This is a genomic window from Acidovorax sp. Root402, from assembly GCF_001425125.1.
In the GTDB taxonomy this organism is placed as follows: domain Bacteria; phylum Pseudomonadota; class Gammaproteobacteria; order Burkholderiales; family Burkholderiaceae_C; genus Acidovorax; species Acidovorax delafieldii.
The window spans coordinates 694621-707710 of sequence record NZ_LMDQ01000013.1; the positions used below are offsets into that span (position 1 = coordinate 694621).

At 65.1% G+C, this 13090-nt stretch carries 15 protein-coding genes; 8 read left to right on the forward strand and 7 right to left on the reverse strand.

Going from position 1 to position 13090, the window contains the following annotated elements; translation table 11 throughout:
• The first annotated feature begins 72 nt into the window (after window positions 1-72).
• The 4 genes from coaBC to ASC83_RS10615 all read left to right on the forward strand — a co-directional run bounded on the left by coaBC (window position 73) and on the right by ASC83_RS10615 (window position 2977).
• Window positions 73-1296: a bifunctional phosphopantothenoylcysteine decarboxylase/phosphopantothenate--cysteine ligase CoaBC gene (coaBC, locus tag ASC83_RS10600; RefSeq protein ID WP_056061708.1), complete on the forward strand. Its 1224-nt coding sequence runs from the start codon at window positions 73-75 to the stop codon at window positions 1294-1296.
• Window positions 1297-1320: 24 nt separating this feature from the next.
• A complete protein-coding gene (locus tag ASC83_RS24305) occupies window positions 1321-1821 on the forward strand; it encodes a hypothetical protein (protein ID WP_235509352.1) in 501 nt (166 codons plus the stop codon).
• Complete coding sequence (dut, locus tag ASC83_RS10610) at window positions 1818-2264, forward strand: dUTP diphosphatase (RefSeq protein WP_015013334.1); 447 nt, start codon at window positions 1818-1820, stop codon at window positions 2262-2264. The genes ASC83_RS24305 and dut overlap by 4 nt, the downstream gene beginning before the upstream one ends.
• 212 nt (window positions 2265-2476) lie before the next feature.
• Window positions 2477-2977: a glycine zipper 2TM domain-containing protein gene (locus ASC83_RS10615; RefSeq protein WP_056061711.1), complete on the forward strand. Its 501-nt coding sequence runs from the start codon at window positions 2477-2479 to the stop codon at window positions 2975-2977.
• Window positions 2978-3047: 70 nt separating this feature from the next.
• Here ASC83_RS10615 and ASC83_RS10620 read toward each other — a convergent pair whose 3' ends face one another.
• Window positions 3048-3572: a peptidylprolyl isomerase gene (locus tag ASC83_RS10620; RefSeq protein ID WP_056061714.1), complete on the reverse strand. Its 525-nt coding sequence runs from the start codon at window positions 3570-3572 to the stop codon at window positions 3048-3050.
• A 54-nt stretch (window positions 3573-3626) separates the two neighbouring features.
• On the opposite strand from ASC83_RS10620, the gene ASC83_RS10625 reads away from it, so the two are divergent.
• From ASC83_RS10625 to ASC83_RS10635, 3 genes are all read left to right on the forward strand, one after another.
• Window positions 3627-4751, forward strand: a complete 1125-nt coding sequence (locus ASC83_RS10625; RefSeq protein ID WP_056061717.1) for a cupin domain-containing protein — start codon at window positions 3627-3629, stop codon at window positions 4749-4751.
• A 19-nt stretch (window positions 4752-4770) separates the two neighbouring features.
• Window positions 4771-5292, forward strand: coding sequence for a hypothetical protein (locus tag ASC83_RS10630; protein ID WP_056061720.1), 522 nt, complete (start codon window positions 4771-4773; stop codon window positions 5290-5292).
• 251 nt (window positions 5293-5543) lie between these two features.
• The gene (locus tag ASC83_RS10635) at window positions 5544-5819 is read left to right on the forward strand and encodes a hypothetical protein (RefSeq protein WP_082522412.1); all 276 of its coding nucleotides are present in this window, start codon (window positions 5544-5546) and stop codon (window positions 5817-5819) included.
• 123 nt (window positions 5820-5942) lie between these two features.
• On the opposite strand, the gene ASC83_RS10640 is transcribed toward ASC83_RS10635, so the two are convergent.
• The 6 genes from ASC83_RS10640 to ASC83_RS10660 all read right to left on the reverse strand — a co-directional run bounded on the left by ASC83_RS10640 (window position 5943) and on the right by ASC83_RS10660 (window position 10930).
• A complete protein-coding gene (locus tag ASC83_RS10640) occupies window positions 5943-6725 on the reverse strand; it encodes an MBL fold metallo-hydrolase (RefSeq protein WP_056062163.1) in 783 nt (260 codons plus the stop codon).
• 106 nt (window positions 6726-6831) lie between these two features.
• Entirely contained in the window at window positions 6832-7929 is a 1098-nt protein-coding gene (gene bamC / locus ASC83_RS10645; RefSeq protein WP_082522413.1) for an outer membrane protein assembly factor BamC, read from the reverse strand.
• Between the two features lie 47 nt (window positions 7930-7976).
• Entirely contained in the window at window positions 7977-8873 is an 897-nt protein-coding gene (dapA, locus tag ASC83_RS10650) for a 4-hydroxy-tetrahydrodipicolinate synthase (protein ID WP_056061726.1), read from the reverse strand.
• Window positions 8874-8903: 30 nt separating this feature from the next.
• Window positions 8904-9458 carry a bifunctional 2-polyprenyl-6-hydroxyphenol methylase/3-demethylubiquinol 3-O-methyltransferase UbiG gene (locus ASC83_RS10655; RefSeq protein WP_056061730.1) on the reverse strand — a complete coding sequence of 185 codons (555 nt, stop codon included), beginning with the start codon at window positions 9456-9458 and terminating at the stop codon, window positions 8904-8906.
• A gap of 81 nt (window positions 9459-9539) precedes the next feature.
• Window positions 9540-9695, reverse strand: a complete 156-nt coding sequence (locus ASC83_RS24140; protein ID WP_165836555.1) for a hypothetical protein — start codon at window positions 9693-9695, stop codon at window positions 9540-9542.
• A gap of 17 nt (window positions 9696-9712) precedes the next feature.
• Window positions 9713-10930: an MFS transporter gene (locus ASC83_RS10660; protein WP_056061734.1), complete on the reverse strand. Its 1218-nt coding sequence runs from the start codon at window positions 10928-10930 to the stop codon at window positions 9713-9715.
• A gap of 158 nt (window positions 10931-11088) precedes the next feature.
• On the opposite strand from ASC83_RS10660, the gene ASC83_RS10665 reads away from it, so the two are divergent.
• Window positions 11089-13071 carry a DNA topoisomerase IV subunit B gene (locus ASC83_RS10665; RefSeq protein ID WP_056061737.1) on the forward strand — a complete coding sequence of 661 codons (1983 nt, stop codon included), beginning with the start codon at window positions 11089-11091 and terminating at the stop codon, window positions 13069-13071.
• Window positions 13072-13090 lie beyond the last annotated feature (19 nt).

Consider the following 13090-nt stretch of genomic DNA (forward strand, 5'->3'; position numbering starts at 1 on the left):
AATTGGGATTATAGATGGCACCCCGGCGACACCCCCGGGGGCAGGGTCACCCCCGTCTGCTAAATTCGCGCCATGAATGAGCTTGCTGGCAAACACATTGTTCTGGGTCTGAGTGGGGGCGTGGCTTGCTACAAGGCAGCCGATCTGTGCCGCCAGCTCATCAAGGAGGGCGCCACCGTGCAGGTGGTGATGACCGAGGCGGCTGAACAATTCATCACGCCGGTCACCATGCAGGCGCTGTCTGGCCGCACGGTGTACGGCTCGCAGTGGGATGCGCGCGAGCCCAACAACATGCCCCACATCAACCTGAGCCGTGAGGCCGACGCGATCCTGATAGCGCCATGTAGCGCCGATTTCATCGCGCGGCTGGTGCAGGGCAGGGCGGATGAGCTGCTCAGCCTGCTGTGTCTGGCGCGCCCCGCGCAGCGCGTACCTTTGCTGCTGGCCCCTGCCATGAACCGCGAGATGTGGGCGCATCCCGCCACGCAGCGCAATCTGGCCCAGGTGGCGCAGGACGGTGCCGTGGTGCTGGGCGTGGGCAATGGTGACCAGGCCTGTGGCGAGACGGGTGACGGCCGCATGCTGGAGCCGCTGGAGCTGCTGGACGAGCTGATCGCTTTTTTCACGCCCAAGACCCTTGTGGGCCGGTCGGTGCTTGTCACGGCAGGGCCCACCTTTGAAGCCATCGACCCGGTGCGTGGCATCACCAACCTGTCGAGCGGAAAGATGGGCTTTGCCGTGGCCCGGGCGGCGCGTGAGGCGGGTGCCGATGTCACCCTGGTCGCAGGGCCGGTGCATGTGCCCACGCCACGCGGCGTTCGGCGTGTCAATGTGCAGTCCGCCCAGGAGATGCTGGCGGCCGTGGAGCGGCATGTCCAGGCCGCCTCGGTGTTTGTTGCCACAGCCGCAGTGGCCGACTGGCGCCCTGCCCACCAGTCCGACCAAAAGATCAAGAAAGACGGCTCGGGCCAGTCCCCTTCGCTGGAGTTTGTCGAGAACCCCGACATTCTGGCCACCGTAGCCCGGTCGCCGCATGCGCTGGAAGGGGATCTTTTCTGCGTGGGTTTTGCCGCCGAAAGCCATGACCTGCTGGCCCATGCCACCGCCAAAAGGACGCGCAAGGGCGTCCCCTTGCTGGTGGGCAATATTGGCCCCGCTACCTTTGGGCAGGACGACAACGCCCTGCTGCTGGTGGACGCGCAGGGCCACCGCGAGTTACCCCGCGCGTCCAAGCGTGTGCTGGCGCAGCAGCTTATCGCTGAGATCGCCGCGCGTTTGTCACCTTTGCGTTCTTGACGACCACCACCGTGGGGAGGTGTGATGACAACTGGTGCCACCAAGCCTGATTGGGACACGCCACCCGATGGCGACTTTGCGGCTTATGTGGAGCGGCTGACAGCCCAGGCGCCTTTGCAAAAGGCCCGAGCGGCACAGGCAAGTGCTGCCGCTACCAACGGTGCCGTTCAGTCATCCAAGGACTGTGCGCCAGCGACTTTCCTGCCTCAGGTCCTGCCGCCCGATGTGCTGCAGCTGATGCAGCCGCTGGCGGGCGTACTGCGCACGGTGCGATCGGTATTGCTGGTAATGATGGTGTTGCATGGCATTTCGCTGTTCCTGCTTGGTCAGGGCTCGCTGCCAGGCTTGGTGGTAATGGGCGCGGTGTGGTGGGGACTGGGTTGGCTGATGCAATCGGCCGCGCAGGCTGGGGGCGCGCAGGCCCCGGGTGGGCGTGCAGGGGGGGAGTCGTTGCAGGATCGCCTGCGACAAATGGCGCAGCAGCGCAGTGGCACAGGAATAGCAACAGGAAAGAAAAAACCGTGAAGATAGATGTGAAGATTCTCGATCCGCGCATGGCGGACCAATTGCCCACCTACGCCACACCCGGTAGCGCTGGGCTGGACCTGCGTGCCTGCCTGGATGCGCCGCTGACCCTGCAGCCCAACGCCTGGCAACTAGTGCCTACCGGCATTGCGATCTACCTGCAAGACCCGGGCTATGCCGCACTGATCTTGCCGCGCTCGGGCCTGGGGCATAAACATGGCATCGTGCTTGGCAATCTGGTGGGGTTGATCGACAGTGACTACCAAGGGCAGCTCATGGTGAGCGCATGGAACCGCAGCAATGTGGCGTTTACCCTGGAGCCCATGGAGCGGCTGGCCCAATTGGTGATTGTTCCGGTGGTGCAGGCCCAGTTCAACGTCGTCACCGAGTTTGCGGCCACGCAGCGGGGTGAGGGGGGCTACGGATCCACAGGCAAGTCCTGAGGTGGACCGCTCGGGGCTCCAAGCGCGTGATGGGTGAGTGGCCGGGTTGTAAGACCCCGCTTACGTTTCGATGGGTCTGTTACCGACATGGCGATGGCCCCTTGTCTACGCCGCGGCATCCTCAGGCGTTGTTCCAATCGGTACATGGGCATTGAGCTCTGGGTCGTCGGAGATTTTTCAGTGCCTGCCCCAACAACTTCTGGAGATTGAACATGCAATTCACCCGTCCCCTCGCCCTCGTGGGCACCGTGGTTCTGGCTGCTTCGCTGGCTGCTTGCGGCCACAGCCGCCCGGCACCTGCTCCGCAATACTCCGGCGGTTATTCGAGTGGCTACCAGACGGCTCCTGCCTATCCGCAGAATCAGGCTGGCACCGAATATGGTCGCGTGTCCAACATCGAGGTCCTGCAGGGCCGCAGCCAAGGCCAGACCACCGGCACTGGCGCCGTTCTGGGCGCGGTGGTGGGCGGCGTTCTGGGCAACCAGGTGGGCAAGGGCACGGGTCGTGCTGCAGCCACCGCTGTAGGCGTGTTGGGTGGCGCGGTGGCTGGCAACGCCATCGAGGGGCGCAACAACCAGGAATATGTGCAGGGATACCGGTTGTCCGTGCAGCTGGACCAGGGGGGGTATCGCGTGTATGACGTGAGCAGCCCGGGTGACCTGCGCATCGGCGATCGCGTGCGTTTGTACAACGGTCAGATTTCGCGCATGTGACCTGACACACTGCCCTCACAAACGGGCGCTCCGAGTTTCCTCGGGGCGCCCGTTGTGCTTTTGGTGGGACTTAATGCAGCAACGAGCTGCCTGGCGCCTGGGGCTGGACGCGGAAGAAGCCGGTTCCGGCCGTGCCACGTCCGATTTCTTCTTCGGTGGCTTCGCGCACGGCCTGCACCGTCAGTTGCAGGCGCAGCGCGATGCCCGCCAGAGGGTGGTTACCGTCGAGCACGATATGTTCGGGATAGATCTCGGCCACGGTGTAGAGGGCCGTGCGGGGGGCATCGGGGTTGCAGCCCTCGGGCAGGGCCATGCCGTCAAACGTCATCCCTTCTTCGATCTCGGCGGGGAAGAGGGCGCGGGGTTCCAGAAACAGCAATTGGTCATTGAAGTCACCGAAAGCGTCCTCGGGTTCGAGGTGCAGTGCAAGCGTGGCACCAGGGCCGTGGCCTTGCAGGGCCTCTTCGATACGGGGCAGGAGATCATCACCGCCCACCAGAAACTCCACGGGTTCGTCGAGTACGTCGAGTTCTTCGCCCAGGGTGTCTTTCAGGGTCCAGGTCAGTGCGACCACACATTGTTGGGTAATTTCCATAGGAGAATTGTCGCAGTTTGACCAACGGCCCCGCAAAAGGGCAACACTTTCCCCATGGACATTCAGCGACCCTTGGCCCTGCTCGGCGGCCTCACTCCCGCGCAATTCATGCGCCGCCACTGGCAGAAGAAGCCCTTGCTGGTGCGCCAGGCCATCCCGCAGTTTGCGCCGCCGGTGCTGCGGGCCGAGCTGTTTGCGCTGGCCGGGCAGGAGGGTGTGGAGTCCCGCCTGGTGCAACAGATCAAAGGTGCCTGGAAGCTGCGCCACGGGCCCTTCAACCGCCGTGCACTGCCTGCGTTGCAGCAGCCCGACTGGACGCTGCTCGTACAGGGCGTCGATCTGCACAACGACGCGGTGCATGCGCTGATGCAGCAGTTCCGTTTTGTGCCCGAGGCGCGGCTGGACGACCTCATGATCAGCTACGCCAGCAACGGCGGTGGCGTAGGGCCCCATTTCGACAGTTATGACGTCTTTTTGCTGCAGGCGCACGGCAAGCGGCGCTGGCGCATCGGGCGCCAAAAGGATCTGTCGCTGCGCGACGGCATTCCCTTGAAGGTGCTGGCCCAGTTCGAGCCTGAGGAGGAGTTTGTGCTGGAGCCGGGTGACATGCTGTACCTGCCCCCGCGTTATGCCCACGACGGGATTGCCGAAGGCGAGTGCATGACCTACTCCATCGGTTTTCGCGCGCCGGCCCGCGCCGAGCTGGCGCAAGAGTTGCTGGTGCGTCTGGCGGAAGATGCCGGGGAGGACGACCACCCGTTGCTGTACCGTGATGCGGGACAGGACGCTGTGGCGCAGCCGGCGCACATTCCTGCCGGGCTGCAGGACTTTGCGCGTGAGGCGCTGTCGCGCGCGCTGGCCCAGCCCCTGGTGCTGGAACGCGCGCTGGGCGAGTACCTGACCGAGCCCAAGCCCAGCGTGTGGTTTGAGCCTGGTGACCCCAAGGTGATGCTGGAAGGGGTGCGGCTGGACCGTAAGAGCCGCATGATGTACGACACACAGCACATCTTCATCAACGGCGAAAGCTACCGCGCAGCGGGGCGCGACGCCACGCTGATGCGGCGCCTGGCCGATGAGCGCCAACTGTCGGCACGCGATCTGGCACGGGCCAGCGACGACGCGCTGGAGCTGCTTTCGTCGTGGTGCGATGCGGGCTGGGCCCATGCCTGGGCCGGCTGAGACTGACCAGGAGCCATTGATGACCGACACAGCAACCCCCTCCGCCGAGCCTTTGCGTGACTTGCCCAGTGGGCGATTCAGCGGGCGTGAGGCGTTTCAGCAACTGGTGCGCGACGCCATTGCAACGGCGGCGCGGGACGGCTGGCAAGAGATCTTCATCAGCGATGCCCACTTTCATGACTGGCCCTTGGGCGAGCGTGCGGTGGTCGAGTGTTTGCAGGACTGGGCCCGCAGCGGCCGGCGCTTCACCATGCTGGCCTGCAGCTACGACGACGTGATCCGCCGCCATGCCCGCTTTGTGCGCTGGCGCGGTACCTGGGACCACATCATCACCTGCCGCCGCAGCCCGGCCGCCGACCCGCTGGACCTGCCCAGCGCGCTGTGGTCGCCGCAATGGGTGCTGCACCGGCTCGATCCGGAGCGCTGCGTGGGGGTGACCGGCAGCGAGGCCGATCGCCGGGTGCTGCTGCACGAGACACTCAACGAATGGGTGCGCAGCAAGAGCGCACCCGGCTTTCCCTCCACCACACTGGGCCTGTAGCCTTCGCCCCACTTTGGGGAGCGCCCGTTGGCATGGCGCCACGCGGCAGTCGCGCCCGGGGAGATACTGCGCAGAGTCAAGCTGGCGTAAAGCTTTCGTCAGTGTTAGTCAGTATTGACTAAATACCAATATAATCTGCGGCTGTGCCCAAAAAGGTGCAACCAAGTGCATTGTGCCAATGCGTGCATGGGCTCAGGAAGCCTGACGCCGTGGCTTTTCAAGATTCTGTCTGTCCAAATAGGAAAATCGAAATGAAGAACTCTCTCGTTCTGGCCGCCCTGATCGCTGCTGCTGCACTCGCCGCTTGTGGCAAGAAGGAAGAACCCGCTCCAGCACCCGCTCCTGTGGAAGCTCCTGCCGCAGCACCTGCTCCCGCCGCCGAGCCAGCAGCTCCTGCCGCTTCCGACGCTGCTGCTCCTGCCGCCGCTGCACCTGCTGCTGACGCTTCTGCTCCTGCCGCTGACGCTGCCAAGGCTGCTGCTGACGCTGCTGCCACCGCCGCTACCGGCGCTTCCGCAGCCAAGTAAATCGCTGCAGGCTCTGGGCTGACCTCAAGGTCGGCCTGTGCCACGGCCTCGCACCGCAAGGTCCGGGGCTTTTTTTATGCCTTTCGCCAGGGTGAGACATTTATGGACGCCCGGTCCGGGCCATCAATGGTTGACGTCGAGCCAATCAGTGCCTTCGGTGGGGCTGGCGACCTGGATATCCTCTTCCGCCCAACCCAGCGCGGCGGCGAGCGATTGGCGGGCGAGTGCGGGGAGGTTGTTTTGCGCACTCAGGTGCGCTGCCACTACGCACCGCAGGCCGTTGTGCTGCACCGCACGCAGAATCTCCGCCGTCGCCGGGTTGGCCAGGTGGCCGTACAGCCCGCCTACGCGGCGTTTCAGGAAGGGCGGGTAGCGGGACGCGGCCAGCATGTCGGGGTCGTGATTGGCCTCGATCAACAGGGCGTGGCATCCCTGCAGCTGCTGCAGCACATGGGGGCTGGCGTGGCCCAGGTCGGTCAGCACGCCCAGGTGTGCGGCGCCGTCGGAGCACCGCAGCTGCAGCGGCTCCCGGGCATCGTGGGGCACGGTGAAGGGGCGGGCTTCGAACGCGCCCATGTCAATCGCTTCCATGTCGTGCGCCACCCGCAGCAAGCCGTCCAAGTCTGGCGCACCGAGGGCCGCGTACGTGCCCTCACTCATCCACACGGGAATGCGAAAACGCAGCGCCACGGTCTGGGCACAGCCGATGTGGTCCGAGTGTTCGTGGGTGATGAAGAGGGCGTCCAGGTCTTCCACCTGCAACTGCGCGTGCGCCAGACGGGCTTGCAGCTGCCGGATGCCGAGCCCGCAGTCGATCAGGAGGCGGCGAACCTGGCTGCCACTGCGGCCTTCGACGACCGTGGCATTGCCAGTGCTGCCGCTGCCCAGGTTCTTGAATCGAAGCATGGCGGGGCGAAAGGGTGGGTTTGTGGCGGCCCAAAAAACCAGAGCCACCGTCCACCAGAAGGCGGAGGGGGCTCCAGAGGTGTGGGTGGCGGCCTGCGGCCGGCTTTTATTTCAGATCGTCAGCAATCACGCGCACGATACGCTCGGCGTTGGCCGAAGACTCGGGGGCGCCAGCCTCATTGAGCACCGACACGGTGGTCGACTCACCCTGGCTGCGCACCACGATGCGGTACTTGAGCGGAGGTGTTGCGGAGGTGGAGCTGAACAGCTTGCTGAAGAAACCGGGCTCTTTCTTCACGGTGTCCGGAGCCACGTAGCGCACGAAGTACGTGCCCTCATTGCGGTTGCGGTCTTCCACGGTGAAGCCGGTGCGGTCCAGGGCCAGGCCCACCCGGCGCCAGGACCGGTCAAAGCCCTCGTCCAGCTGGACCACCGGCACGTTGTTGACCGTGGCCATGCGGGCGGCCTGGGCACGCGCCGCGGGTGCTGCGGCCACTGCCTTGGATTGCTCCTGGCTGACGCCCAGCTTGACCATCAGGCGGCGCAGGAATTCGGTTTCGAGTTCCGGGTCGGACGGGCGGGGCTGCCAGACGGTGCTATCTTTGGTGACGTTGCCATAGACCTCGACCATCCCGCGGTGGGTGATGTAGATCTCGGTACTGCCATTGGCGTTGCGTTCCAGCCGGGTGCGGAACTTGTCCCGTTCGCCGGTCGAGTACAGGGACTCCATCAGCTTGCCAATGGTGGACCGGATGAAATCCTGGGGCAGTTTGGCGCGGTTCTCTGCCCAGTCGGTTTCCATGATGCCGACATTGGCCTCGGACTGGGCCAGCGTGAAGCCGCTTTCCTGCCAGAAGTCGCGCACGGGCTCCCACAGCTTGTCGGCGGGGCGGTTGACCACCAGCCAGCGCTGGCTGCCGTCTCGTTCGATCCGCACGTCGCCCAGCGACAGGGCCGCCGCGTTGGCGTTGCCCGACGGCTGTGCGGCCTGGCCTGCCTGCATGGCAGCGGCAGACACCGAGCCACCTGGCATGGCGTAGCGCGAGTCGCGTGACAGCTGGGTGAGGTCCGGGGGGACTTCCAGTGACGAGCCCTTGGCGGCGCTCTTGTAGTCGATCTTGTCGCCCTCCAGAATGCTGGTGGAGCAGGCGGACAGGGCCATGGCAAGAGCCAGCAGGCTCAGGCGGGTGGTAGCAGCTTTCACGCGGAAATCCTTGGGAAGTGTCTCTGAGAGCGGGCGCAAAGCCCGGATTAGATCAGGCCGCTGGTGCGCAGTGCCGACTCGACCACAGCCTCGTTGCTGCTGGCCAGGGGCGTCATGGGCAGGCGCATGGTGCCACCACACAGGCCCATGCGGGACATGGCCCACTTGACCGGGATGGGGTTGGCTTCGACAAACAGGTGCTTGTGCACCGGCATCAGCTGAAACTGGATCTGCATGGCGCGTTGCACGTTGCCGGCCAGTGCCGCCACGCACAGCTCGTGCATCAGGCGCGGGGCCACGTTGGCCGTCACGCTGATGTTGCCGTGGCCGCCGCACAGCATCAGGGCGACGGCGGTCGGGTCGTCGCCCGAGTACACGCCAAAGCCCTTGGGCACGTCACGGATGAGCCACTGGGCACGCTCGATGTTGCCGGTGGCTTCCTTGATGCCGATCACGCCGGGCACCTGGGCCAGGCGCAGCACGGTGTCGTGCTGCATATCGGCCACCGAGCGGCCGGGCACGTTGTACAGCACGATGGGCAGGTCGCCCGTGGCTTCGGCAATCGCCTTGAAGTGCTGGTACTGGCCCTCTTGGGTGGGCTTGTTGTAGTAGGGCACGACCTGCAGCTGGCTGTCGGCACCCACGCCGCGCGCGAACTTGGCCAGCTCAATGGCTTCGGCGGTGGAGTTGGCGCCGCAGCCGGCCATGATGGGCACGCGCTTGGCAGACTGTTCCACGGCCACGCGGATGATTTCGCAGTGTTCTTCCACGTTCACCGTGGGGGACTCGCCCGTGGTGCCCACCACGCCGATGCAATCGGTGCCTTCGGCGATGTGCCAGTCGATCAGTTTGCGCAAGGTGGGGTAGTCCACGCTACCGTCCTCGTGCATGGGAGTGACGAGGGCGACGATGCTGCCGGTGAGTGGCACGGAAGAAGAAGTCATGTCCGCAGTGGTAAACGGTAAAAGGGCATTCTAACTAGCCCCGATGGGCAAAAGATGTCGTGAGGGTCCGCCCGCCTGCGGGAGTTCCCGTACGGCCGTGATGCGTTGCACGAAACGCGCAGGTTCGTCGATGAAGCCGTCTTCATAACCCACCACGCGCAAGTCCTTGCACACGTGCAGCAGCTCGCCGGGCGCCAGCAGAAACTCCGCCCGGGCCGGGCGCCCCACGGTTTCGTTGCCCTGGGCAAAGGTTTCATAGACCAGCACCCCGCCCGGCGCGACGCTGGCCACGATGGTGGACAACAAGGGGCGCCACAGGTAGTTGGTGACGATCACGCCACCAAACTGGCGGCCTGCAAAAGGCCAGGGGCCGTTTTCGATGTCAGCCTGCACCAGCTCGCCCAGCCCTTCGCAGGCGGCCAGCGCCTCGGCGGACCGGTCCACGCCGACCACGGTGTGCCCCAGTTCCCGCAGATAGCGCAGGTGGCGCCCTGCGCCGCAGGCGACGTCCAGCACGGTGCTGTGGGGGGCGATCAGGTGGCTCCAGCGCCGCACCCATTCCGAAGGGACTTCTGTACCGTGCATGAAACTATAAAAATGATAGCTGCCTGCGCATGATTCACTAGCGCTTGCGGCCAAAACCGCTTGAAAATCCCGCCAAGGGTGTCAAAAACACGCCCACATCTGGTCGGCCAGCAGCACCATGAATTCGGGCACGGTGTACAAGCCAAACACCACCAGGCACAGCAGCACGGCCACGGCACCGCCCAGCCAGCGCAGGGCGCGCGGCGCGGGTTTGCGGGGCGGGGTGGTGTCGCTCATGCAGGGGGTCAAACAGGTCAGGCGGGTTGTGGGGTGTGGCGCGCGATCGGGCTTTCCTTGACCGGCAGGTTCACCAGCCCGGCAAAAATGCCCAGGCCGATCGCGATGTACCACACGATATCGTAGCTGCCGGTGGCGTCATACAGATAGCCGCCCAGCCAGACGCCCAGGAAGCTGCCGATCTGGTGGCTGAAGAACACAAAGCCGCCCAGCATGGACAGGTGCTGCACCCCGAAGATTTGTGCAATGGTGGCGTTGGTGGGCGGCACGGTGGACAGCCACAGCGCGCCCATCACCGCCGAGAACACGTACACCGACAGCGGCGACAGCGGCACCAGCAAAAAGATGCTGATCGCCACCGCGCGGGCAAAGTAGATGAAAGCGAGGATGTGGCGCTTGGGCATGCGCTGGCCCAGCGTGCCCGCGATGTAGGTGCCAAACACATTGAACAGCCCGATCAGCGCCAGCGCATAGCTGGCCACCTGGGGCGACAGGCCATGGTCCTTGAGGTAGCTGGGCATGTGCACGCCAATGAACACCACCTGAAAGCCGCACACAAAGTAGCCGGCCATCAGCAGGTTGAAGCTGGGGTAGCGGAAGGCCTCGCCCAGCGCCTGCGCAATGGTCTGCTCGCGCTTGACCGGTGCCGCGCCCTTGAAGCCCGGCTCCCGCAGGCCAAAGGCCAGCGGCACGATCAGCAGCACTGCCATCGACAGCACCAGCAAGGCCTGCTGCCAGCCCAGGCCTGCAATCAGCCAGCCTTCGACCGGCACCATCAGGAACTGCCCGAACGAACCCGCCGCCGCTGCCACGCCCATGGCCCAGGAGCGTTTTTCGGGCGCAATCTGCCGCCCCAGCACACCATAGATCACCGCATAGGTGGTGCCCGCCTGCGCCGCGCCAATCAGCACACCGGCCGTCAGCGCAAACAGCATGGGCGTGGGCGACAGCGCCATGCCCGCCAGGCCCAGGGCATACAGGGCTGCACCGCCGAGCAGCACGCGGAAGGCCCCAAACCGGTCGGCCGCCATGCCCGCAAAAATCCCGATCACGCCCCAGGACAGGTTCTGGATGGCGATGGCCAGGGCGAACGACTGGCGCGTCCAGCCCATTTCCTGGGTGATGGGAAGCAGCCACAGCCCGAACCCGTGGCGGGTGCCCATGGACAGGGTCACGATGGCCGCGCCGCACGCCAGCACCTGGAACATGGATAGTTTGGGAGGATTCATATGCATGCGCAGGAATGTAGCCAGATTGGACGAAACGCGCTGATACACCCGCGACCAATACAGTTGGCGGTGGGGGCGGCAGAAAATGCAGCGCTTGGCGCAGCGGTTTGGAGGGCTGGTTATTTATCCAGCTATTGCTGCGGTGCCGCACTACAATCCGCCCCATGGCAGCCAAACCCTCTTCTGTTTCCGCGAGCGAATACTCCGAAGGCTCAATCCGCGTGCTCAAGGGCCTGGAGCCCGTCAAGCAGCGCCCGGGCATGTACACCCGCACCGACAACCCCCTGCACATCATCCAGGAGGTGCTGGACAACGCCGCCGATGAGGCCCTCGCCGGCCACGGCAAGAAGATCCGCGTCACGCTGCATGCCGATGGCTCGGTCAGTGTGGAGGACGACGGCCGGGGCATCCCGTTTGGTCTGCACCCGGAAGAAAACGCGCCGGTGATCGAGCTGGTCTTCACCCGCCTGCATGCGGGTGGCAAGTTCGACAAGGGCAAGGGCGGTGCCTACAGCTTCTCGGGCGGCCTGCACGGCGTGGGCGTGTCGGTCACCAACGCCCTGGCCACCCGGCTGGAGGCCACCAGCTACCGCGAAGGCAAGGCGGCGCGCCTGGTGTTCTCCGCCGGTGACGTGATCGAGCCTTTGGTCGCCCGCCCGCTGGAGGCGGGCGAGCGCAAGCAGGGCACCTCGGTGCGCGTGTGGCCCGACGCCAAGTATTTCGAATCCAGTGCCCTGCCCATGGGCGAGCTGACCCATCTGCTGCGCAGCAAGGCCGTGCTCATGCCCGGCGTGACGGTGCAGCTGGTCAACGAAAAAACCCGCGACACGCAGACCTGGCAGTACAAGGGCGGCCTGCGGGACTACCTGATGCAGACGCTCACCGGCGACCCGGTCATCCCGCTGTTTGAAGGCGAGGGTTTTGCCGACAGCGGCAACGAGAGCTTTGCCGAGGGCGAAGGGGCGGCCTGGGCGGTGGCCTTCACCGAAGACGGCCAGCCCATGCGCGAGAGCTACGTCAACCTGATCCCCACCAGCGCGGGTGGCACCCACGAAAGTGGCCTGCGCGATGGTCTGTTCAACGCGGTCAAGAGCTTCATCGAACTGCACAGCCTGTTGCCCAAGGGCGTGAAGCTGCTGCCCGAGGACGTGTTTGCGCGCGCCAGCTATGTGCTCTCGGCCAAGGTGCTCGACCCGCAGTTCCAGGGCCAGATCAAGGAGCGCCTGAACTCGCGCGACGCGGTGCGCCTGGTCAGCGGCTTCGTACGCCCGGCGCTGGAGCTGTGGCTGAACCAGCACGTTGATTACGGCAAGAAGCTTGCCGAGCTGGCCATCAAGGCCGCGCAGACGCGCCAGAAGGCCGGGCAGAAGGTTGAAAAGCGCAAGGGCTCGGGCGTGGCTGTGCTGCCGGGCAAGCTCACCGACTGCGAAAGCCGTGACATCGCCCACAACGAGGTCTTCCTGGTGGAGGGCGATTCGGCCGGTGGCAGCGCCAAGATGGGCCGCGACAAGGAAAGCCAGGCCATCCTGCCGCTGCGCGGCAAGGTGCTCAACACCTGGGAGGTGGAGCGCGACCGCCTGTTTGCCAACAACGAAATCCACGACATCTCGGTAGCGATTGGCGTGGACCCGCATGGCCCCAACGACACGCCGGACCTGAGCGGTCTGCGCTACGGCAAGATCTGCATTCTGTCTGATGCCGACGTGGATGGCTCGCACATCCAGGTGCTGCTGCTTACGCTGTTCTTCCGCCACTTCCCCAAGCTCATCGAGACCGGCCACATCTATGTGGCGCGCCCACCGCTGTTTCGCGTGGATGTGCCCGCGCGCGGCAAGAAGCCTGCGGCCAAGATGTATGCGCTGGACGATGGGGAGCTGACGGCCATCCTCGACAAATGCGCCAAGGATGGCGTGGCACGCGAGAAGTGCCAGATCAGCCGCTTCAAGGGCCTGGGCGAAATGAACGCCGAGCAGCTGTGGGAAACCACCCTCAATCCCGACACCCGCCGCCTGCTGCCCGTGCAGCTGGGGGATGTGGACTTTGCCGCCACCGAAGGCCTCATCACCAAGCTCATGGGCAAGGGCGAGGCCGCCGCGCGCCGCGAGCTCATGGAGCTGCATGGCGACGCGGTGGAGATCGATATCTGACCGAGGGCTGTCCGACAGG

Coding starts and splice junctions, on each gene's coding strand:
- coaBC (WP_056061708.1), top strand. CDS start 73: ATGAATGAGCTTGCTGGCAAACACATTGTTCTGGGTCTGAGTGGGGGC.
- ASC83_RS24305 (WP_235509352.1), top strand. CDS start 1,321: ATGACAACTGGTGCCACCAAGCCTGATTGGGACACGCCACCCGATGGC.
- ASC83_RS10615 (WP_056061711.1), top strand. CDS start 2,477: ATGCAATTCACCCGTCCCCTCGCCCTCGTGGGCACCGTGGTTCTGGCT.
- ASC83_RS10620 (WP_056061714.1), bottom strand. CDS start 3,572: ATGGAAATTACCCAACAATGTGTGGTCGCACTGACCTGGACCCTGAAA.
- ASC83_RS10625 (WP_056061717.1), top strand. CDS start 3,627: ATGGACATTCAGCGACCCTTGGCCCTGCTCGGCGGCCTCACTCCCGCG.
- ASC83_RS10630 (WP_056061720.1), top strand. CDS start 4,771: ATGACCGACACAGCAACCCCCTCCGCCGAGCCTTTGCGTGACTTGCCC.
- ASC83_RS10635 (WP_082522412.1), top strand. CDS start 5,544: ATGAAGAACTCTCTCGTTCTGGCCGCCCTGATCGCTGCTGCTGCACTC.
- ASC83_RS10640 (WP_056062163.1), bottom strand. CDS start 6,725: ATGCTTCGATTCAAGAACCTGGGCAGCGGCAGCACTGGCAATGCCACG.
- dapA (WP_056061726.1), bottom strand. CDS start 8,873: ATGACTTCTTCTTCCGTGCCACTCACCGGCAGCATCGTCGCCCTCGTC.
- ASC83_RS10655 (WP_056061730.1), bottom strand. CDS start 9,458: ATGCACGGTACAGAAGTCCCTTCGGAATGGGTGCGGCGCTGGAGCCAC.
- ASC83_RS24140 (WP_165836555.1), bottom strand. CDS start 9,695: ATGAGCGACACCACCCCGCCCCGCAAACCCGCGCCGCGCGCCCTGCGC.
- ASC83_RS10660 (WP_056061734.1), bottom strand. CDS start 10,930: ATGCATATGAATCCTCCCAAACTATCCATGTTCCAGGTGCTGGCGTGC.
- ASC83_RS10665 (WP_056061737.1), top strand. CDS start 11,089: ATGGCAGCCAAACCCTCTTCTGTTTCCGCGAGCGAATACTCCGAAGGC.